This window comes from Marinomonas sp. TW1 (assembly GCF_001625355.1).
GTDB lineage: Bacteria > Pseudomonadota > Gammaproteobacteria > Pseudomonadales > Marinomonadaceae > Marinomonas.
On record NZ_JSEE01000010.1, the window covers coordinates 18852 to 41576 of the forward strand.

Sequence of the window (22725 nt, forward strand, 5' to 3'; positions counted from 1 at the left end):
ATTCTGCTTCGTCACTCGCTATCAGCGATCGTAAATTTCTAAAATACCGGATACCTTTCGGTCATCATTCAGCACCACCAAAAGGGTGATTTTATCTCTTAGCATTTGCTCTTCCGCTTCGACGATCATGACATTTTCATTGATGGTCTTAGGGTTTACGGTCATAAGATCGGCAATGCTTTTATTCATCATGCCGTCACTGTCTTTTAACATAGCACGACGTAAATCACCGTCGGTAAAAATGCCCAGTAACGTATCTTGTTCCTGTACCAACACCACCCCTTTACGACCTTGGGTCATGACCGTGATGGCGTCTTTCAAATTGCTATTCGAAGAGCAAACGGGCAAGTCTTGTTTGTGCATGATGTCTTTTACTCTGGTCAGCAATTTACGACCTAGACTGCCACCGGGATGAAAACGGGCAAAATCTTGCGGCTGAAAAGCGCGACACTCCATCAAGGCTACGGCCAACGCATCGCCCATCGCGGTCGTCATGGTCGTAGAAGTGGTTGGCGCTAAATTATTCGGGCAGGTTTCACGGTCAACCGAAATGTCTAAAACACAATCACAATGCTTGGCCAAGGTGGAATCCATGTTGCCCACCAAAGCGATACTTGGATTTCCAAAGCTCTGTAAAGAAGGAAGTAAGCGCATAAGCTCTTCGGTTTCACCGGAATAACTGATCAATATCAGCGTATCTTCCGCTTGAATCATCCCTAAATCACCGTGAAAGGCTTCGCCTGGGTGCAAAAAGAAACTGGGAGTGCCTGTTGACGCGAGGGTAGCTGCGATTTTTTTACCAATCAGTCCTGATTTCCCCATACCACAAATAATGGTTCGACCTTTGCTGTCTAATATCATTCGCACGGCTTTGGCAAATTCATCCGTTACTTGACTGGCAAGATTGGCAAGGGCTTGCGCTTGCGTTGAAAGGGTTCGCTGAGCACTGGCGATCAATGCATCCGTATCCGTATTCGAAGACGTTGGGGCACTCATATTTTCTCTCTGCTAAATCAGACGGCTAAAAAGTGGTCTCATTATACAGAGCAGAAGGAAGGACGCATACAAAAAGAGTGCTCGACTTGAGCACTCTTTCTATTTCACATTATTCTGCAAGATCTGCAAAAATAGTTTTAACCTAAGCAACTTAGGAATTGACCGCTTAGAGAGTCTAGGAAACGGTAGTAAGCATTCGAATCTAGTTTGATGTCGCCACCAAGCGGGTCTAGTGGCGCGGTATTAACACTTGATCCGTCTAGCAAAGCTTTAACGATCGCAGGGCTAAATTGAGGCTCACTGAACACACACTGGACATGATTTTCTTCAATTTCATGGCGCAGTTCGGCCACTTTTTTCGCCCCAGGCTTACGTTCAGGACTGACTGTAATTTCCCCAGCATGTTGCAAACCATAATGTCTTTCAAAGTAGCTGTAGCCATCATGAAAAACAATGTATGGAACCGTGTTAACTTTATTCAGCGCGGCACGAATTTGCGCATCTTTTGCGGTCAAGCCCTGCTCGAAATTTGCCAAATTAGTTTGATAATATGCTGCATTTTTAGCATCAATTTCGGATAAACGCTTAGTCACCGCTTGTGCCAATACTTTGGCATTCTCTGGTGACAACCAAACATGCGGATCAACACCACTGTGGTCATGCCCCTCATGGCCTTCATGATGTTCGTCATGATCATGGCCTTCGTGTTCATCATGATCGTCGTGATGCTTATCATGATCGTGGCCTTCGTGTTCATCATGATCGTCGTGATGCTTGTCATGATCATGGCCTTCATGCTCGTCATGATCATCGTGATGCTTATCATGATCGTGGCCTTCATGATCTTCATGCTCATCATGATCTTCGTGGTCTTCATGACCCTCTGCGAAGTTATGCAGATTCATACCGTTTAACGCTAACCACTCAATAGAGGAATCTTCTTTACCCGCATTTTCTAGTGGTTTCTCTAAGAAACGTTCTAATGACTCCCCCACCCAAACAACCGTATCAGCGTTGGCAATTTTTCTTAAATCTGAAGGACGCAAAGCAAAATCATGGGGTGATGCCGAATTGGACACAATTTGTTCGATGTCGGCTCGGTCGCCAGTAATGGCTGCTACCACCATAGAAACAGGTTTAATACTGGTGACAATAACCGGTTTTGCCAATGCCAACGGCGATAGAGCCGTCACACCCAAAGTCAATAAAAGCTTATTCATTCGTTAAACACCTCAAATAACGTTATAACGTAACAATACGATATTCGATACCTGTATTCAAGATGCATTCTCAGCTTATTGAAAATTAAACCTCGACATGGGCTTTGAACGCACCACTAAGCCAGCACGCTGCCCAACAGGCAATTTGGTATTTGGAAACACAATGGCATCCCCCGCTTGTTTAACGATATAGCGTTGTTCAAGAGATTCAGCTAAGCAAAAGTCTTGCTCAAACGGAGTAAAATTTTCTAAATCGTCCGCGATGTTCAACCGATAGCTTTGATCATCTTTGGTTAGGCTGTCGACCACTTCATATAAACTCAAGTCTGAAACTCGGTCTTGAACCAGCTCGCCTGTAACCAACAACTCAGTCAAGGCTCGCTTCATTTGCAAAAAGGACGACAAATCATTTTCACCGAATGCTCTGACCTTCCCCAATTCAATAGTGGAAGCCTGAGCATCATGTTGCGCAAAACTGTGGTAGGAAAAAGTACTTGTTGGCTGATGCGAAAACAAGACAGCCTCAACACCGCAAGCCGCCAAAAAAGCCAACTGGCGTTGCTGATATATTGCCTTTGGCGCATAGGGATGTACTGCAAATTTTTCATGAACCGAACCTCGTATGGCAGTGTGCAGGTCATAATGCAATTTTTGCGCACCAACGGGATCAGAGGCCTCAAAAAAAGTCTTAACAGATCGTTCTAATTGCTGCGCCCGCTGAGCTTCGTAACCTTGTTGCGATTGCCATGAACCACAGAACAAACGATTTAGATTTACATCGCAGAAACGCTGAGCCTGTATGACCGCTCGAGGGTTACCAATAATGAACAACAAACGTACGCCTAAGACCAAATCCCCCGCCAAAATGGATTTAACCAAACCATTTGCTAATTCAATCGGCCCCGTTTCATTGCCATGAATCCCAACGGATAAGACTAAACTGAGGTTGCTTTGCTGTACTTCAGGCTCCAAGCATAAAATACCAGCCCCTTCTACACGAGCACGACCAGAAGGAAAGGTAAAATTCAGCCCATCATTTTGCTCTGGATGTCTTAAGGTATAAGCCAGAAAATCGTCGTTCACTATCATACTAGTTCCATTTTTTCGTCTTCTCAGTCTCTGCTCTCCGACATGAGTCATTCGCTCAACACTCTTCTGCCAAAGCGTTTTTTTGAATCAGGTGTTTTTCGCTCTCCCATGCCTAAGAACATGATACGGCTAAATAGGAAAGACGAGCACTGCACACCAGTTTAAGCCGAAAATACACAAGATTAAGTCGCATTTATTAAACATGACGGCCATAAAGTCCATTTCAACACCGCTGAACCAAGGCTAAGGCTTTTCTTTCCAGACAAATGCCGATACCCTTTCGCTTTCTATTCGTTCCGCCAATCAATGAGTATTTTATGTCAGAGAATGACGAAGTCATTATTTTAGTCGACCAACACAATCAAATCATTGGCGACGTGCCTCGCCGACTCATGAACTTTGGCGAAGATCACCATCGAGTCACTTACATTTTAGTGTTTACTGAAAGTGGCAACCTACTCGTGCAAAAGCGTACTGATGACAAAGCCTTTTGCCCCAGTTTTTATGGTGTAACAACTGGCGGCGTGGTTGCCAAGGGTGAATCCTACATTGAATCTGCACACCGTGAATTAGAAGAAGAATTAGGCTTTGATGCACCATTGCAAAGCCATGGTGTTTTTTTCACTCAAGGAAAAGGCTTCAAAATCTGGGGGAAGATCTATACTTGTCACTATCAACCCGAAACACATGGCCCGTTAACATTACAACCAAAAGAAGTCGCTTCGGTTCATGAAATGAGCATTCAGACCATCTTAGACAACCCTAATCATTTGGATTTTACACCGGATTCTTTCGATGCATTACGACATTACGCCAACAAACTTACCAGCGCCCAACCGGATGACCCAATTTAACCTCAACCTCATTCGCTTCTTGGTCATTCTTCTTGCCATGTTCTGCAGTACCCTCAGTTTTACCAAGGAACGCTGGCAAGACGATTATTACATTGAAGAAAGCTTCATTAAAATTGCCCTACAAAGAGAATACAAAGAAACCAACTACCCTAAGATTATTCGTTGGAAAAAACCAATCCGCCTGTATTTTGAAAGTGATGCGGGGGACGCTCATTTACAAAAAGAATTGTTAAGCGTACACGCTCAACATCTAGCTCGTATTACAGGCCTATCCATCGATTTCACCCAACAAGCATCAGACGCTAATATTTTTGTCATTTTTACCAACTATGCCCAACTTGAAAATAAAGTAAGACAATACATTGGTGACCCTGAGAACATTCGTGCGGCACTGGATGAAGCCATCTGTCTTGGCAATTTTCGCCGTAATGGTCGTTATGAAATAACCCGTGGCGCGATTATAATTCCGGTTGATTATGCTCGTCGTAAAGCGCGCTTTTTAGATTGCATTGTCGAAGAAATCACGCAACTGCTAGGCCTACCTAACGACTCAAATGAGGTGTTTCCTTCCGTATTTAATGATGTCAGTGTGGATACCTATTTGAGCCCTCTCGACTATATTTTATTGAAAGCCCTGTACTCTCAACACCTTAAACCCGGCATGAGTGTCACACAAACTCGAGCTCTCTTCCCCGATGTATTGAAAGCATTACACGCAAATGGCGACATAGAGCATGCAGCCCAACGTGTTCAGCAATACAGTTTAAAACGCTACCTTGGTGACTAAGCCATTGCGCAGACAGTAGCCATCATTAAACCCTGCCATAAATCAATATTATTGGCCTTTTTTACAAAAGCCTTTATAAATTCTACTTATTCACTCTGCATTCCTGATCAATTTAGGTAAAATGCGCCCATTCAATATTCACACTGGAGAGCTTAATGTTTCCTGAACTCAAAAATGACCGCTTCTTGCGCGCCCTACTCAAACAGCCAGTGGATACCACGCCTGTGTGGATGATGAGACAAGCTGGACGCTACTTGCCAGAATATCGAGCAAGCCGAGCCACCGCAGGAGACTTTTTGAGTCTATGTAAAAATGATGCCTTTGCTTGTGAAGTCACCTTACAACCTCTAAAGCGCTACGACTTAGATGCTGCCATTCTGTTTTCAGACATCTTAACCATTCCTGATGCTATGGGTCTGGGCCTTTACTTTGAAACCGGTGAAGGGCCAAAATTCAAACACGTTATGCGCACCCAGGCCGACATTGACGCCTTGCCAGTGACGACGGAAGGGGATTTAGATTACGTCATGAAAGCCGTGACGACCATTCGCCACGCCTTAAATGGACAAGTGCCACTGATTGGCTTTTCAGGTAGCCCTTGGACATTAGCAACTTATATGGTGGAAGGCGGCTCTAGCAAAGACTTCCGTCATATCAAAGCGATGATGTATCAATCCCCAAAGACACTGCATACTTTATTAGATAAGCTGGCCCAATCCGTCACTCACTATCTCAATGGTCAGATCAAAGCCGGTGCTCAAGCAGTGCAAATTTTTGATACTTGGGGTGGCGTTCTTAGCGGCCCTATGTATCAGCAATTCTCCTTGCTGTACATGAAACAAATCATGGACGGACTCATCCGTGATCACAATGGTCAGAAAATACCCGTTATTTTATTTACTAAAAATGGCGGGCAGTGGCTGGAAAATATCGCCGCCACAGGTCCGGATGCCTTAGGGCTAGATTGGACAACTGACATTGGTGAGGCCAGAGCTCGTGTCGGCAACCAGGTCGCTCTGCAAGGTAACATTGACCCATGTGTATTGTATGCCGGTCAGGATGTTATTGAACGCGAAGTAGAAGCCGTATTGTCAGGCTTTGGGCATGGCAGTGGCCATGTCTTTAATCTAGGTCATGGCATTCATCAATTCGTGAATCCAGATCATCCCAAGTATCTGATCGATGCGGTACATAAACTCGGTCGCCAATACCATGAGACCAAATACGATGATTTGGATGCGATGAACGGATTGTAATCTGCTGGAAATATAGGCCATATCCACTGAGATTGTGGCGACTTTGGCAAGAGAGTGTTATTTTTATGCTAATGAACGCTTTATCAGAATGGAGAGAAAATAATGAAATTAATCACAGCCATTGTTAAGCCCTTTAAACTAGACGAAGTTCGCGAGGCGCTTTCTGAAATTGGCATTAACGGTATCACAGTGACTGAAGTAAAAGGGTTTGGTCGCCAACGTGGTCATACTGAGCTGTATCGCGGTGCCGAATATGTGGTGGACTTTCTACCTAAAGTAAAATTAGAACTGGCTGTAGAAACCGATCAAGTTGAGCGCGCAATCGAAGCCATCCAAAGCAGTGCTAACACAGGTAAAATTGGCGACGGTAAAATCTTCGTCACAGCATTAGAGCAAATCATCCGTATTCGTACAGGTGAGACTGGCGCGGAAGCCATCTAAGGCCACTTCACATCCGTCTACCAAATCGCCCGTTTTAGTATTAAAACGGGCTTTTTTTGATCTTCATTTTCTTCAACGCTTCCAGAGCTGTCGCTTCTTCCTATTATTCGGCGTCACTTCTGTTACGACATTACCTTGTTTGTTACGCTCATCTCTTGGCGTCATACCAAAAAAGCTTTTGTAGGTGGTACTAAAATGCGGCGCTGACCCAAAGCCACAATCTTGTCCTATTTCTGTGATCGATTTGTCGGTGTTAAGCAAACGCTGTTTTGCTTGCTGAAGCCTTAATTCCAAATAATAACGCGATGGCACCACTTCTAGGTGAGTTTTAAAAAGTCGCTCTAGGTGGCGGCGCGATATGCCTAAGTGATAAGCAATGTCTTCAGAAGACAAGGGCTCCTCAATATTTGCCTCCATTAGCTGCACCGCTTCCACCAACTTAGGTTGACCACTACCAATGCGCGCCTGCAATGGAATACGTTGTGGATCGTCATGTGCTCGAATACGCTCACAAACAAATTGCTCAGAAATATTGCTCGCCAACAACATGCCATGTTGCTTACCAATTAAAAACAACATCATGTCCATAGCCGCTGTACCACCACTGCAAGTATATCGATCTCGATCCACTTCAAACAGGTGATCCGACACGATGGTTTGAGGAAACTCATCCCGTAAATTAGCAATACTCCACCAATGAATGGTCGCTCGGTATCCGTCCAGCAGGCCTGTTTTCGCTAAAAGATAGCTTCCAGTGCAAATTCCTCCCAAAGAAATCCCTTTGCCGGCTTGTTTCTTGATCCAATTTTCTAAAGTTTTATTTTCGTTTTTTGTCACTGGCGATGCCCCACAGACAAAAATCGCGTCCAAACCACTCGGAGCCTCACTTGTTAGATAGTCCGCCAAGCTTATAACCCCTGTATTAGAAGGAACTTCGCGACTTTCATGACTGATTGTACAAAACGAATATAGCTCTTTTCCGGTCACCCAGTTCGCCATGTGCAAAGTTTCAATGGCGGACGAAAAACCCAACATAGAATAGTTAGGCAGAAGCAAAAAACCGTATTTTTGCGGCTTTTTACTCGCTTGCATGATTTCTCTTGATGCGAATTCACTCTTGTACAAAATATTATCCTGCGAACTAGGGACTAAAAAGGGGTTTATTTCGTTTAAAATGGATATTAGAGGCTTTTTTCATATTATGACGGAGTTTTACGGACGAGAAAACCGATTATGGAAAAAGAGTGTCGTAATTAGAAAACTAGACAACTATTAAAGAGGTGAAATTTTCACAATAATCTTCAATAGAGTCCAAAATCAAAACTTTCAATAAGTCACATTTACAACTAGTTTTAAAAAGACCCAACACTCATGAGGGATTGAGTTCACATGACTGACCATAAAAAAAACGAATTAATTGAACGCGTTGAGTTAGAAATTAACGACCATTTTGGTCGTGCTGATGCGAATGATTTGATTCAATTAGCCCGCCTATACTTCCAGGACTCTCTAACGGAAGATTTGGCAAACGAAAGCATTGAAAACCTCTATGGCACCATTGTGTGTTTGTGGGATTTTCTAAAACAAAAAACACCGCAAAAGCCAAAAGTACGTGTTTATAACCCAAACTACGAAGAGCACAGCTGGCAATCCACACACACTGTGATCGAAGTGTTAACGGAAGACATGCCTTTCCTTGTCTCCTCTTTCAATATGGCGCTGGTTCGTCTTGGCCACACAATTCACCTTACCGCCCACCCAGCCATTCCTGTTGAACGCACTAAGAAAGGTGAATTACAAAGCATAAAGCCTGAATCGAAAAACGTTGAAGCCTTAATTCGCTTTGAAATCGACCGTCTGTCCGACACCAACTTATTAGACCAAATTAAAGATGAAATTCTTAAGAGTCTAGCTGACGTAAGCAAAACCGTGGCAGATTGGCCTCAAATGAAGGCAAACATGAGTGAGGTTATCCGTGAATCGGAGCAACTTTCTCACTTAAAAGGCAATGAAGAGCATCAGGAAATCCTCGACTTCCTACGTTGGGTAGAAAACGATCACTTCACCTTTATCGGCTTCCGTGCCTATGACCTGACCCAAGAAGGCAATGAAACTCACCTGAAACTTGTAGAAGGTTCAGGCTTAGGCACCTTCCGTGACATCAATGACAAAAAAGTTAAACGTGACATTGTTCTACAAGACAATCTAGCCAGCCTGGCCGTCGACAGCAGCAATATTTTAATCTTGACGAAATCGACCGCCATTTCAACGGTACATCGCCCTGTTCACTTAGACTACCTTGGCATTAAGCGCTTTGATAAAAATGGTAAAGTCATTGGCGAATGGCGCTTCTTTGGTTTGTATTCGTCTGCCGCTTACATTGCTCGACTACAAGACATTCCACTGTTGCGCAAAAAACTGGATGTGATTGTGGAGAAAGCCAATGTGGACCCAAACAGCCACAAGGGCAAAAACCTAAAACACATTCTAAACAGCTACCCTCGTGACGAAATGCTTCAGGCGCCAGTCGAGGAACTGTTCGGTACCATTGAAAGCATTCTCGCCATTCAAGAGCGTCGCCAATTACGTGTTTTCCTACGCAAAGACATTTATGGCCGCTTCCTCAACGCTCTTGTATATGTACCGAGAGATCGCTACAACACAGAGCTGCGCATGAAGATGCAAGACATTTTGATGTCGGCTTGTAATGGCACCAGTTCCGAATTTAATGTGCAGTTCTCTCAGCTCGTATTAGCTCGAGTAAACTTCACCATTCAGATTGCCGATCCAAAACAAAGCCCAACCATAGATGCAGAAGACATCCAGCGCAAAATGCAGGATGCCATGAGTTTATGGGAAGACAAGCTTTTGTCTGCTTTACACAAAAGCAATGGTGAAGAAAGCGGCAATCAGCTTTTCAATGAATACGTGCCGTATTTACCAGCCGCCTACCGTGAGGATTTCTCACCAAATGCGGCCGTGCTAGACATCGAACGTCTATCACAATTAGCAGACGAAGGTGATATCTCCACTCACATTTATCGTCAAGTTGGCCAAGCGAAAAACAACTACTTTTTCAAAGTTTATGGTACTGGCACCACCCTTATTCTCTCGGATGTATTGCCTATCCTAGAATGCATGGGCTTACGCGTTCTAGAAGCACGTCCATACGAGCTGGATCAGAACGGTGACGGCACCGCCAATACTTGGGTGGTCGAATTTGCGATTAGCGTTGACGCTGACGTTAACCTAGAGAAAAACACTCAACGCGAAGCATTCCAAGATGCCTTCAACCAGATATTTGTTCGTCGAGTAGAGAATGATCGTTTCAATGCCTTGGTGTTAAATGCGTCTCTTACTTGGCGTCAGGTCACCATGTTACGTGCGCTAACTAAGTACTTGATGCAATTACAATTGCCTTTCTCTGTGCAATACATGCAACAAACCTTAGAGAAAAACGCTGGCATTGCTCGCCTGTTGGTACAATTGTTCGAACAACGCTTTGACCCTGCACAAACGGCGAAACGTGATGACAAGGTGCAAAAACTCTTAGAGAAAATCGATCTAGAGTTGGATCAAGTGGCCAATCTAGATGAAGACCGCATCTTGAAACACTACTTGTCGGTCATTCAAGCCATGCTCAGAACCAACTTCTACCAGCATGATGAACAAGGCCAGATCAAAGATTATGTGTCGTTCAAATTAGACCCATCGAAAATTCCTGCGGTACCACTACCACGACCCAAGTTCGAGATCTTTGTCTACGCACCTTGGGTGGAAGGGGTTCACATGCGTGGCGGTAAAGTCGCTCGTGGTGGTTTACGTTGGTCTGATCGCATGGAAGATTTCCGTACCGAAGTCTTAGGCTTGGTAAAAGCACAAATGGTGAAAAACGCCGTCATCGTTCCTGCGGGTGCGAAAGGTGGCTTTGTCGCTAAGCAACTAAAGAAAAACGCGTCACGAGAAGACGTTCAAGCCGAAGTCATTCATTGTTACACAACCTTCATCAGTGGTTTGCTCGACATCACGGATAACTTGGTACAGAACCAAGTCGTTCCGCCAACGTCGGTACAACGTTACGACGAGGACGACCCTTACCTAGTGGTGGCGGCTGACAAAGGCACGGCGACTTTCTCCGACCTAGCCAACAGCATCTCAGAGAAATACGGATTCTGGTTAGGCGATGCCTTTGCATCCGGCGGATCAAACGGTTATGACCATAAAAAAATGGGCATCACGGCTCGTGGCGCTTGGGAATCGGTTAAACGTCAATTCAAAGAAATCGGTATCGATTGTCAGACGACCAACTTCACCGCTGTCGGCGTAGGCGACATGGCCGGTGACGTGTTTGGTAATGGTATGCTGTTATCTGAGCACACTTGCTTAGTCGCGGCATTTAACCATCTGCACATCTTTATTGACCCAACGCCCGATGCGGCCAGCTCGTTTGCGGAACGAGATCGCTTGTTCAAGCTACCACGCTCCTCATGGGAAGATTACAATAAAGAACTCATCTCTAAAGGTGGTGGTATCTTTAGTCGAACCGCTAAATCGGTGCCAATCAACGCCGATATTCGTAAAGCCCTTGGCATTGAAGGCAACGTCAAGTCCATGGCACCTACGGATCTGATTAATGCTATCTTGAAAGCCCCTGTCGATTTGTTGTGGAACGGCGGAATCGGCACCTATGTCAAAGCCGAATCTGAGTCTCATGCAGATGCCGGTGACAGCGCTAACAATGGCTTACGTGTTAATGGTAAAGAGTTGCGCTGCAAGATTGTTGGTGAAGGCGGTAACTTAGGTTTGACTCAATTGGGTCGTATTGAATTCGCTCAAAATGGCGGTTTAATCAGTACTGACGCCATTGACAACTCAGCGGGTGTAGACAGCTCAGACCATGAAGTAAACATTAAAATTCTACTCAATCGAGTGGTTGAAAATGGCGACATGACAGAGAAGCAGCGTAATACTCTGCTTGCAAAAATGACCGATGAAGTGGGTGATTTAGTATTACGCCATAATCGCGGCCAAAGCCATGTATTGTCTTTGATTAACTCACGAGCCCCGGAGAAACTGGCAGACCATTGGCGTTTGATTCAATCCTTGGTACGTGAAGGTCGCTTAAACCGTGAAATTGAATTCCTACCCACCGATGGGCAAATTCGTAAGCGCCTTAACAAAGGCCAAGGTTTGACGCGTCCAGAAATTTCGGTCTTGTTGGCTTACTCTAAGATCAAACTGTCTGAGCAATTAGTCGAAGACGGCATTGGTGAAGACGCGGATCTGATGACTCAAATCAACCAGTATTTCCCAACCGAACTGACCAAACGCTTTGGCGATCAGATGGCTTCACACCCATTAGCCCAAGAAATCATTGCGGGCCATGTTACTAATAACCTTGGTAACCGCATGGGCGCTTCTTTCACCACTTACATGCAAGAAGAAACCAGTGCGTCTGCTCTGAATGTCGTGCGTGCTTACTTGGCGGCAGAAAACATTTTTGGCATCCCTGCACTTTGGGACGCCATTAACAGCCTAGATTTTGCCGTGCCCAATGAGGTTCTAAATGATCTGCTGATCCGCATTCAGGGCTTGTTAGAACGCGCTACTTTATGGCTACTGCGCAACACACGTGAAAGCCTATCGATTCAGCGCTTAATTGATACTTACAAACCCGGTGTCGATGTCATCAGTGCCAACATCCAAGCCATTCTGACTGAGCCTAGCCAAGCCCACTTGGCGGACATCAAGGCAGAATTAACGGACAAAGGCATTCCAGAAGACATGGCGGAAACCTTATCTTCATTGAATTACCTCTTCTACGGCTTTGATATCATACGTGTTGCCAGCAACACCGAAAGCGAAGTTCTGGATGTGGCGCAAACTTACTTTGCCCTTGAAATGGACTTAGAGCTGCACTGGTTACGCCAACGTGCTGCGCAATTGCCAGCTGAGGATATGTGGCAACGTCGCGCGAAAGCGGGACTAGGTGATGAAGTGGATAATAGCTTGCGAACGCTTACCCAAGAGGTTATTCAGTCTAACCCTGAGATAAAAGCGCTCGACCAAAGACTGACCAGCTGGCAAGAGTCTAATCACGATAGCATTAAACACTATCGTACGACCTTCAGCGAAATCAAAGTCGAAAGCGAATTAACCATTGCAATGGTCACCGTTGCTATTCGTGAGTTAAGAAATCTGATATAAACCAATAGGTGGTCGCCAATGCGGCCACCTATTTTTTCATGAGGATATAAACGTGACACAAGAAATAACGAGAGCAACCTTTGATGAAGTCATGGTTCCTAATTACGCACCTTCGGCAATCATTCCAGTGCGTGGTGAAGGCTCTCGCGTATGGGACACAGAAGACAAAGAATACATTGATTTTGCTGGCGGCATTGCCGTCACGGCATTGGGTCATTCCAATCCAACTCTAGTCGACGTCATGCGTGAGCAAGCTGGGAAAATCTGGCACCTTTCCAATGTCATGACAAATGAACCTGCGTTGCGACTAGCTAAAAAATTGACCGACAAAACGTTTGCCGATCGCGTGTTCTTCGCCAACAGTGGCGCAGAAGCCAACGAAGCCGCGTTTAAATTGGCACGCCGCTATGCGTATGACCACTTTGGTCCAGAAAAGCACGAGATCATCGCGTTTTACAAATCCTTCCACGGCCGTACTTTGTTTACCGTGTCAGTAGGTGGACAAGCCAAATACAAAGAAGGGTTCGAACCAACGCCAGCGGGCATCAAACATTGTGATTACAATGACATTGAACAGCTTAAAGCCATCATCAGTGACAAGACCTGTGCTGTGGTAATGGAACCCATTCAAGGGGAAGGCGGCATCATTCCAGCCGATCTTGAGTTTGCCAAGCAAGTGCGTGAACTTTGCGATCAGAACAACGCCTTATTAGTTTTTGACGAAGTGCAATCTGGTGTTGGCCGAACGGGTACTCTGTTCGCCTACGAACAGACAGGTGTAACGCCAGACATCATGACATCAGCAAAGTCGTTAGGTAACGGCTTTCCTGTTGGCGCCATGTTAGCGACTGAGAACGTTGCAAAAAGCTTTGCATTTGGTACTCATGGCAGCACTTATGGTGGCAACCCAATGGCCTGTGCCATTGCAGAAGCGGTTGTCGACATTATCGACACGCCCGAAGTACTTGAAGGTGTGAAAAAGCGTCATGAGTTATTCGTAACAGGCTTGAACGCCATTGACCAAAAATACCACCTGTTTAAAGAAATTCGTGGTATGGGTCTATTAATTGGCGCTGAAGTTGTGGATGAATACGCTGGCCAGGCCGGTAAATTTGTGACCGCCGCCGCTGAGGCAGGTTTGTTCATGTTGGTTGCGGGTCCTGACGTATTACGATTTGCCCCCTCACTGATCATTCCGGAACAAGACATCGCGGAAGGTTTAGCACGTCTAGAGAAAGCCATCGCAACGGTGATTGCACAAACTCAAGCGGCGTAACCCAATAGCACACATAAAATACAATCTAAAATCGGGCCTTATGCCCGATTTTTTTTATGTTCACACCTATCTGTACGAAACTTTTTGACCGCTCATCAGTCATAATACTAATTAAATCAATGAGTATGATTATCGTCTTTTTTGCAGATTCCTTAGTTCAAGATGAATTGTGCTTCTCAGCGGACTAGTTTAAGCTCATTTTCATACGTTAGGACTACTTGGGCTAGGATGGCTTCAACACTCACCACAGATATAGAGAAACTAATACGTGTTCCATTCTTTTTTCCCTAACCCTAAGCTGTTTTTTTTAAGTTTTCTTGTGTGGGCACTGGTCGGTGTCCTTGGCTGGTATTTGGTCATGCAAGACTTAGGAAGCTATTTAAGCTTAGGTAATTTAATCGGCCTAACCTTTCCAGAAACCCTAGCGGCAGGCGCTGATCCGGCGGCTCAAGCCGCTTTCCAAGAAACCGCCAAAATGGCCGAAACCTTTTGGCTCTACCAGTACATACTGACTTGCTATGGTGTTTTTATCGCCGCTTGGATGATATTTGGCGGCCATAAGTGGGCAAAATGGTCTGTTCTCGGCTCAGGCATTATCATTTTTGTGACATGGTTTAGCGTTCAGCTCAATGTCATGTTTAACGAATGGTATGGTAGTTTTTACGACCTTATTCAGAAAGCCCTATCTGCCCCAAACTCCATCACATTAAATGACTATTACTCCCAACTCAGCACTTTTCTAGGGTTGGCTGCCGTCTACATCACCATTGTGGTTTTAAAGCATTTTTTCGTTAGCCATTATGTTTTCCGCTGGCGTACCTCGATGACCGAATACTATTCATCAAAATGGCAGCAAGTTCGTCATATTGAAGGGGCATCACAACGTATTCAAGAAGACACTATGCGCTTTGCGAGTATCATGGAAGGGTTAGGGGTCAGGCTGATTGGTTCGGTTATGACGCTGTTGGCTTTCCTGCCTGTTTTATGGGCTTTGTCTGGTCATGTAAAAGCGCTGCCTATTCTTGGCGAAGTTTCTCAATCCCTTGTCTTCATCGCCCTATTTTGGTCCATTATCGGCACCGTCTTGCTCGCTCTCGCTGGGATTAAATTGCCTGGGTTAGAGTTCAACAACCAAAAAGTGGAAGCCGCATATCGAAAAGAATTGGTCTATGGTGAGGACAATGAAAACAGAGCGGAACCAATGACCCTGGCCGAACTGTTCAGCAATGTGCGTAAAAACTATTTCACCCTATATTTTCATTATTTGTATTTTAATGTTGTCCGCTATGGCTATTTACAAGCTGGCGTACTGGTGCCACTCATTGCCTTGGGCCCTTCCATTGTGGCCGGTGCCATCACCTTTGGTATTTTCCAACAAATTAGTAATGCCTTTAGTCAGGTGGAAAACTCCTTCCAGTTTTTAGTCAATTCTTGGACCACGATTGTGGAGCTTCTATCTATCTACAAGCGTTTAAAGTTCTTTGAAGCCATGATAGATGATACGTCACTGCCTAGTGAAGATGGCCACATTTCAGGCGACTCAACACTCATGTAAGACAATTCATCAGTGACAAAAAAGCCCCATCAAGTGTGACTCGTGGGGCTTTTTAAATGATCGACTCAAGGTTGAGTTATTCACCATCACACATTTATGTTGATGTTTTGTCCTAGATTATCCGTTGTCGTATGCGAACCACTGCTTGCCGCTGGCGTCGTTGGCTCTGTGGCACGCTCTAACAATCGCAGATTTTGCTGAGCTTCTTGCTGTTGAGCGGCTTTTGCCAAATTGGCTTGGTACACTTCACTCGCGAAGTCCATCGCCGGCCCACCACTAACACCATTCACTTCTGCCATATATCCTCCTCTCTCGCTCATCGCGTTGGAGATCGATGTTTAAAACATCGCCAATCACATTCTGTTCAAAAAACAGTCAATGACAAAAGTATAGTGGATTCATAATGAATTTACGAATCGTTTTTCCTCAATCCGTTTACGAGAACCGCTAAAGTAGCTCATTACGCACAAAGCTTTCCCACAATTCATTGATTAAGATTTGGTTTTTCTGTAAATCCTCTGCCTGCACAACACGACCTTGCTTCTGTAATGCTTGGCGGTGGGTACGAGCTCGAAACAAGGTGTATGTTTCAATCATACCCGCTACTTTCTCCGCTGGTAGCAAACCAAGCTCTGACAACGCCTGCAACTGTCGAACATTATCTGAATAAGTCATCAGTTCTGGGTGTTGGCAAGACCAAGCTAGGACAAAGTATTGCACCATAAACTCAATGTCTATGATGCCACCAGCGCCCTGCTTTAAATCAAAGCCTTTTTCTTTACTACCCGTATCGAGATGTGAGCGCATTTTCTCGCGCATCTTAATAACGTCAGCTCGCAACACAGATCGATCACGAACCGTCGCGATGATGCCTTTACGACACTCTTCAAATCGATTCAATAACGCGGGATCACCAGCCAAACCGCGTGCTCGAGTTAACGCTTGATGTTCCCATACCCAAGCTTCTTTTTGTTGATAATCCTTAAAGGCTTCCAAGCTCGAAACCAATAAACCAGAATTACCAGATGGACGTAATCTCATGTCCACTTCATACAAACGACCTGCGGCGGTAAAACTGGTGATCATGTGGATCAGTCTTTGGCCTAGGCGCGTATAAAAAGTTAGGTTATCAATACTACGTTTGCCGTCGGTGCTGCCATTGCTCTGCGCATCATGTATAAACACCAAGTCCAAATCCGAATCGTAACCTAACTCCCAACCACCGGATTTACCGTAACCTATGATGGCCAATTGAGGTTCATGGAATGCCTCGCCATAGCTCACCGGATAGCCGTGTTTTTTGGTTAAATAAAACCAAGACTGTTTTAACACTTGCTCTAACAACACTTCCGCCAGCCAAGTTAAGTGATCACTCACTTTCATGACAGGCAAAATACCAGTGATATCACAAGCGGCTATGCGCAAAATAATAGAGCGTCTAAATCGACGCATAGCATCCATCTGGGCTTCTTCGTCCTCTTCGGGCAAGCGCAATAAAATTTGCTTTAACTCATCTTCCAACATGGCCTTATCAGGCGGTGAAAATAACGTATTGGCATCCAGCAATTCATCTAATAACGCTGGCGTTGTGGAAATGGCCTCAGTAAACCAAGCACTTTCCCGACACAAACGAATCAAATGCGTTAATGCGGTTTGATTTTCACACAACAACACCAAATACGCCGTTCTACGAAGCACGGCTTCAAGGATAGGGAATACCCTTTCTAACACCAAGTCTGGGTTAGCTTCCTCTGCTAACTGACTCATAAATGCCGCTAAAAAGAGCGCCAAACGTTCTTGCCCTATCGGCTGCATAAACACCAAAGTACGTGAACTCAACAGCTGAGAAATGCGCTGCACCACACGATCCTCTTGTTGCCATGCAATATCGGCAATGGCATCTCGAATCGCGTCCTCATCTCCTGGCACTTTTAATAAAATTCGCCACGTTTCTTGCTGCTCTTTGCCTTGATCCGTTTCTTCGTCATCCTCGATCAAATCAACAAAGTAGCCGTGAACTTGGTGTCGAGCAGACCACAAAGCATCGTTTAGGTCCTGCCAACTCTGAAAACCAACCATAATAGCCAACCGCAAACGCGCTAAATCCTCCTCGGGCAAAAGTTGCGTTTGCTCGTCTTTGATCGCCTGTAATGCATGCTCGGTTCGCCTTAATAGCAAATACGCTTGCTGTAACTGCGCGGTTTCTTGCTGACTTAGATATTCTTGTTGCGCCAAATAAGGCAAAACGTCTAATAAGGCTGGTATTTGTAGTCCCTGATCGCGTCCACCATGAAGAATCTGTAACGCTTGCGCGATAAACTCAACCTCTCGGATGCCGCCCTGACCCAGTTTAATGTTGTGTTCAATGCCCTTGCGGCGAACTTCTTTCGCAATCATGCGTTTTAGGTCACGCAATGCACCAATGGCCCCAAAATCTAAATACTTACGATAGACAAACGGCTTTCTTAGCGCTTCAAACGCCATCACATCCTGTTCACTGCCCGCCATAACACGGGCTTTGATCATGGCATACCGCTCCCAATCACGACCTTGGTCTTGGTAATAGTTTTCCAGTGAGTCCAAATTCAACACTAAGGCGCCAGACTGGCCAAATGGTCGCAACCGCATGTCGACACGAAACACAAAACCATCGGCGGTCACTTGATCAAGATGCTGAATGAGTTTTTGACCCAATTTAGTGAAATATTCTTGATGAGAAAGGCTTTTTTTACCGCCCTGAGTATCACCATGTTCACGGAAGGCGAAAATCAGATCAATATCAGAAGAGAGATTAAGCTCATTACCGCCCAGCTTACCCATGCCAATCACAATCATAGATTGAACGTCACCAGCACTATCTAATGCCTGACCATATAAGGATGCGTATTTCTGTTGGCTCCAAAGTAGGCTGGCATTCACACACACATCCGCTAATTTGCTTAAATGGGCGGTCAGAATTGGTAAGTCGATTTTTTGCTGTAAATCCAGCGCAATTAAACGTGCCATCCACCATTGACGATAAAGACGCAAGCGTTGCAAAAACTGGGACTCATCCAAATCTGACAGCGGGCCGGTTTCTTCAACTGGATTCTCTTTCAGAAAAAAAGCTTCCCCAGCCATCAGAGCATCAATGGTCGGAGAGATAGATAGGCTTGATAGGGACAGGACATCATCCAACCAAGCAGGATAACGCATAAACACAGTGTGTAAATAGTCACTCAATAACCAAAGCGGCTCAAGCCTAGCAACCTGAGTTTGATCCAAAGCATCTAAGCCACATCTTGCTCGCGCTTCTTGCAGTTGCTCTAACAGCAAAGCACGGTTTTCTATGGACTCACAATAAACGTCATAACTGGGGTTTTCAGAAGGTATAAACAAGACACTGTCCTTACTGTTGCCATCACTTAAATCATCTGTATTAGTGGCTTTGTTGATTAAGCCACTGGCCAATTTTCAGCATTAGTGAACCGACGGATTTCAGCCCACCCAATAACTCAAGCACCTTGTCTTCATCCGCTTTATACAATTCCCCTAACGCATTGTCCAAATCCACTAAAGCATGGTCTAAATGCGCAGGTAAACAAGGCCGCAATTGACTTATTGTGTGTCTGAAAGGTTGCAGCAACACCTCGTCCTGCATAAAAAACATGGCTTCCCAATAGATCAGCCACACTTCATACCAGTAAGCCGCTAACGCCAAACGGCTAACCGAGCCAATCGGTTTCTGAGGAAATTCAATCTGTCCCTGTTTCAATCGAACGCCTTTCTGGGCTTTGGACACCACACTGACTTGAACGGGAACACACTCGGCAATGCGTAAAGCAAATTCGTACAAGGCCGCTTCAGGGCCACTTTTCAACTCAAGTTCTAATTCGCAAATGCTGTCTTCCCCATAGGGTGACGTCACTTTGCCTTGATCACAGACCACTTCCATCATGGTGTCACCTTGTTGGATAAGCCAAACTTGGCGTTCGAAGTCAGTGCGATAGGCTTGTTGTAAATGACAGCTCCACGTCATGGCGGCCAAAGCGTCTGGAAGTGGCACCGCTTTTAACAAAGATAAATCCAGACAGTCGTTTTCCAGTTGCCATTCCCACTCGCCTCTGGCATGCATACCAACTCGACTGGTGCCTCGTGTTTTTACCGTTTGGATAAATTGATCGTTGACGGCACGAATGCGCAGCGCCATGCCCCCCGACATCAATTGACCATCTTCGGTATCATAGTAGGCATTCATTAAGTTAAGAGTGGGCTGGCGGGATACAGTATCATCGTCAGACTGAGCACATATTTCATCAAGAAAATCGCTCGCAGACGTGAGATACTCAGACTGAAGCATTAACTTAAGTTCTAGCTCGGTAGCCATAATTTACAAACCTCTAGTGCCTTTGCCAGACAGCAGCAAAGAAAAACATAACCAAGCAAGTGTAACAGAAGCCCCAGCGTAGTAATATTGGCTAATTATTCGGATTTAAGGAAGGCCTATGACCGCTCTACCGTCACTGATTGATATGATGACTCAACTGATCGCATCTCCTTCCATCAGTTGCAGTCAAGCTCATTGGGATCAATCCAATAAAGGCGTTATTGAGCTACTGGAATCTTGGCTGAGTTCACAAGGTTTTCAGTGTGAAGTCATGCCCTTACCCGACCAACCAAACAAGTTCAACTTGATTGCCACGAAAGGGCAAGGCAGCGGTGGTTTAGTCCTCTCAGGACACACTGACACAGTACCCTATGATGAAGGTCGCTGGCAGTCCGACCCTTTTACGTTACAAGAGCGCAATCAAAAGCTTTATGGCCTAGGCTCCTGCGACATGAAAGGGTTCTTTGCCATTGTATTAGACACCATTCGAGACATGCCTCTTGATGAATTGAATGAACCTCTGATCATACTCGCCACGGCCGACGAAGAAAGTTCGATGTCTGGAGCACGAGCCTTAGTCCAACAAAATAAGCTCAATGCCCGCTACGCTTTAATTGGCGAACCCACCTCATTAACGCCGATTTATGCCCATAAAGGCATCATGATGGAACGCATTCAAGTCACCGGGCAAGCAGGACACTCTTCCAATCCAGCCCTTGGCAACAATGCGCTCGATGCCATGCATGATGTGATGTCTGAACTTATGACTTTTCGCCAAGAATTAAAACGTGATTACCAAGATGCGAACTTCATCATCGATTACCCAACCATGAATTTTGGCTGTATTCATGGAGGAGACAACCCAAACCGTATTTGTGGACGGTGTGAATTGGAATTCGACCTTAGAGCATTACCAGGTATGAGCAACCAGTCCTTGATGGCAGAAATTGCCCAACGCCTACCACGCATAGAAGAAAAAACAGGCACTCAAATTCAACTAAACAGTTTGTTTCCAGACGTACCCTCTTTTTATACCCCCGTTGAATCCGCTATCATTAAGGCTTGTGAGTCACTCACTGAGCGACCAGCCGAAACGGTCGCCTTTGCCACCGAAGGTCCCTTCCTAAATAAGATGGGCATGGAAACTCTCGTGCTTGGCCCAGGTTCCATCGATCAAGCACACCAGCCCAATGAATTTATGGCGCTGGATCAAATACAACCAATGCAAAAGGTCATACGTGGTTTAATAGAACGCTTTTGCCTTCAATCCAATGAGTCGAATTAAATGAGAAGCAGCGCGCCTGAAGAACTCAATTACGTGGACTGGTTTCGCCACTCCTCTCCTTATATTAATGCCCACCGTGGCAAAACCTTTGTCATCCTCATTCCAGGGGAAGCGGTAGAATGCACGCACTTTTCAAGCATTATCCATGACTTAGCGCTGCTTGATTCACTGGGTATTCGCTTAGTACTCGTGCAGGGTGCACGCCCACAAATCAACCGCGTGTTATCAAATCATCAAACTTCAACCCCGTTGGACAGCGATTACCGAGTGACGCCTCAAAGCCAGCTTCTGGATGTCATCCAAGCTTCCTCTGCGGTTCGAGTCCAACTGGAAGCACAGCTCTCCATGGGACTTTCAAATACCCCCATGGATGGCGCTCGTCTCAAAGTTTGTAGCGGTAATTACGTCATCGGACGCCCACTGGGTGTCGTCGATGGCGTGGATTATGGCCACACAGGTGAAGTTCGCCGTATTGATTCCGACGCAATTTTCCGTTTATTGGAAGATGACAACATGGTGCTCTTGCCCCATTTAGGCTTTTCACCTACAGGTGAAGTGTTCAACCTCAAAAGCGAAGACGTAGCAACACAAGCCGCTATCCAACTAAAAGCCGATAAATTGATTATTTATACGGACGAAGAAGGTGTCTTCAATCAAACGGGAGAGCTTTACTCAGAACTGTTGGCGAAAGACGCCGAAGCTATCTTAAAAGATCACTCGTTACAACAGCTAACACAAAACGCCTTAGCAGCCTGTGTACAATCCGTTCGTCACGGCGTTCCTCGTGCTCACCTCATTTCCTATCATGAAAACGGCGGACTACTCAGAGAGCTCTTCACTCGGGAAGGCGCCGGCACCATGATAGACGAAGACAGCTACGAGCAATTACGCCCTGCTCACATTGATGACGTTGGCGGTATGATGGCTCTATTGGCTCCGCTAGAAGAAAAAGGCGCTTTAGTGAGACGCTCTCGGGAGCTGCTGGAAAACGAAATCGATCGTTTCATTGTCATTGAACGAGATGGTGCCATTGTCGCTTGTGCTGCCTTATATCCCTTTGAACAAGAGCAAGCTGGAGAGCTCGCTTGTTTAGCAGTTTCACCAAATTACCGTGGCTCCAACCGAGGTGAACGCTTACTAAAAGGTATTGAACAAGTCGCCAAAAAGCAACGTTTAAGCACATTGTTTTTGCTCACGACCCGCACCGCTCACTGGTTTATTGAGCGCGGTTTTAGTGAAACTACATTGGCCAGCTTGCCGATGCAAAAACAGACACTTTATAACTATCAGAGAAACTCAAAAATCTTCTCAAAAAAATTATAAAACGCGATGTTTTAAACCTTTTCAAGACGGGTTCAAATAAAAAAGGCGACCATTTGGTCGCCTTTTCCGT

Annotated in this window: 16 protein-coding genes; 9 read left to right on the top strand and 7 right to left on the bottom strand. The window is 45.4% G+C overall.

Annotation, left to right across the window (positions count from 1 at the left end; genetic code table 11):
* Positions 1 to 21 precede the first annotated feature (21 nt).
* The 3 genes from OA79_RS10345 to astE all read right to left on the bottom strand — a co-directional run bounded on the left by OA79_RS10345 (position 22) and on the right by astE (position 3305).
* Positions 22 to 996, bottom strand: coding sequence for a KpsF/GutQ family sugar-phosphate isomerase (locus tag OA79_RS10345; RefSeq protein WP_063333169.1), 975 nt, complete (start codon positions 994 to 996; stop codon positions 22 to 24).
* A gap of 137 nt (positions 997 to 1133) precedes the next feature.
* A complete protein-coding gene (gene znuA, locus OA79_RS10350; protein WP_063333170.1) occupies positions 1134 to 2216 on the bottom strand; it encodes a zinc ABC transporter substrate-binding protein ZnuA in 1083 nt (360 codons plus the stop codon).
* Positions 2217 to 2291: 75 nt separating this feature from the next.
* Positions 2292 to 3305, bottom strand: a complete 1014-nt coding sequence (gene astE / locus OA79_RS10355) for a succinylglutamate desuccinylase (RefSeq protein ID WP_063333171.1) — start codon at positions 3303 to 3305, stop codon at positions 2292 to 2294.
* 317 nt (positions 3306 to 3622) lie between these two features.
* Here astE and OA79_RS10360 point away from each other — a divergent pair, with 317 nt between their 5' ends.
* The 4 genes from OA79_RS10360 to OA79_RS10375 all read left to right on the top strand — a co-directional run bounded on the left by OA79_RS10360 (position 3623) and on the right by OA79_RS10375 (position 6643).
* A complete protein-coding gene (locus OA79_RS10360; RefSeq protein WP_063333172.1) occupies positions 3623 to 4159 on the top strand; it encodes an NUDIX hydrolase in 537 nt (178 codons plus the stop codon).
* Complete coding sequence (locus tag OA79_RS10365) at positions 4101 to 4946, top strand: DUF2927 domain-containing protein (RefSeq protein WP_231908852.1); 846 nt, start codon at positions 4101 to 4103, stop codon at positions 4944 to 4946. The genes OA79_RS10360 and OA79_RS10365 overlap by 59 nt, the downstream gene beginning before the upstream one ends.
* Before the next feature lie 155 nt (positions 4947 to 5101).
* Positions 5102 to 6202: a uroporphyrinogen decarboxylase gene (gene hemE, locus OA79_RS10370; protein ID WP_063333174.1), complete on the top strand. Its 1101-nt coding sequence runs from the start codon at positions 5102 to 5104 to the stop codon at positions 6200 to 6202.
* Between the two features lie 102 nt (positions 6203 to 6304).
* Positions 6305 to 6643, top strand: a complete 339-nt coding sequence (locus tag OA79_RS10375; protein WP_063333175.1) for a P-II family nitrogen regulator — start codon at positions 6305 to 6307, stop codon at positions 6641 to 6643.
* Between the two features lie 72 nt (positions 6644 to 6715).
* Here OA79_RS10375 and OA79_RS10380 read toward each other — a convergent pair whose 3' ends face one another.
* Positions 6716 to 7735 (bottom strand): GlxA family transcriptional regulator, encoded by a 1020-nt coding sequence (locus OA79_RS10380; RefSeq protein WP_063333176.1) that lies wholly within the window; start codon positions 7733 to 7735, stop codon positions 6716 to 6718.
* Positions 7736 to 8032: 297 nt separating this feature from the next.
* Here OA79_RS10380 and OA79_RS10385 point away from each other — a divergent pair, with 297 nt between their 5' ends.
* The 3 genes from OA79_RS10385 to sbmA all read left to right on the top strand — a co-directional run bounded on the left by OA79_RS10385 (position 8033) and on the right by sbmA (position 15681).
* Positions 8033 to 12850, top strand: coding sequence for an NAD-glutamate dehydrogenase (locus OA79_RS10385; protein ID WP_063333177.1), 4818 nt, complete (start codon positions 8033 to 8035; stop codon positions 12848 to 12850).
* Between the two features lie 52 nt (positions 12851 to 12902).
* The gene (locus OA79_RS10390) at positions 12903 to 14126 is read left to right on the top strand and encodes an aspartate aminotransferase family protein (protein WP_082825449.1); all 1224 of its coding nucleotides are present in this window, start codon (positions 12903 to 12905) and stop codon (positions 14124 to 14126) included.
* A 268-nt stretch (positions 14127 to 14394) separates the two neighbouring features.
* Positions 14395 to 15681 carry a peptide antibiotic transporter SbmA gene (gene sbmA, locus OA79_RS10395; protein ID WP_063333178.1) on the top strand — a complete coding sequence of 429 codons (1287 nt, stop codon included), beginning with the start codon at positions 14395 to 14397 and terminating at the stop codon, positions 15679 to 15681.
* Positions 15682 to 15767: 86 nt separating this feature from the next.
* Here the strand turns inward: sbmA and OA79_RS10400 are convergent, their stop codons facing one another.
* The 3 genes from OA79_RS10400 to OA79_RS10410 form a co-directional block, all read right to left on the bottom strand.
* Entirely contained in the window at positions 15768 to 15980 is a 213-nt protein-coding gene (locus tag OA79_RS10400) for a hypothetical protein (protein ID WP_063333179.1), read from the bottom strand.
* Positions 15981 to 16128: 148 nt separating this feature from the next.
* The gene (glnE, locus tag OA79_RS10405; protein ID WP_063333306.1) at positions 16129 to 19059 is read right to left on the bottom strand and encodes a bifunctional [glutamate--ammonia ligase]-adenylyl-L-tyrosine phosphorylase/[glutamate--ammonia-ligase] adenylyltransferase; all 2931 of its coding nucleotides are present in this window, start codon (positions 19057 to 19059) and stop codon (positions 16129 to 16131) included.
* A gap of 40 nt (positions 19060 to 19099) precedes the next feature.
* The gene (locus OA79_RS10410; RefSeq protein WP_063333180.1) at positions 19100 to 20047 is read right to left on the bottom strand and encodes a CYTH domain-containing protein; all 948 of its coding nucleotides are present in this window, start codon (positions 20045 to 20047) and stop codon (positions 19100 to 19102) included.
* 118 nt (positions 20048 to 20165) lie between these two features.
* On the opposite strand from OA79_RS10410, the gene argE reads away from it, so the two are divergent.
* Both argE and argA read left to right on the top strand, forming a co-directional pair.
* Positions 20166 to 21332, top strand: coding sequence for an acetylornithine deacetylase (gene argE, locus OA79_RS10415; RefSeq protein ID WP_063333181.1), 1167 nt, complete (start codon positions 20166 to 20168; stop codon positions 21330 to 21332).
* A complete protein-coding gene (gene argA, locus OA79_RS10420) occupies positions 21333 to 22655 on the top strand; it encodes an amino-acid N-acetyltransferase (RefSeq protein ID WP_063333182.1) in 1323 nt (440 codons plus the stop codon).
* The last annotated feature ends 70 nt before the right edge of the window (positions 22656 to 22725 follow it).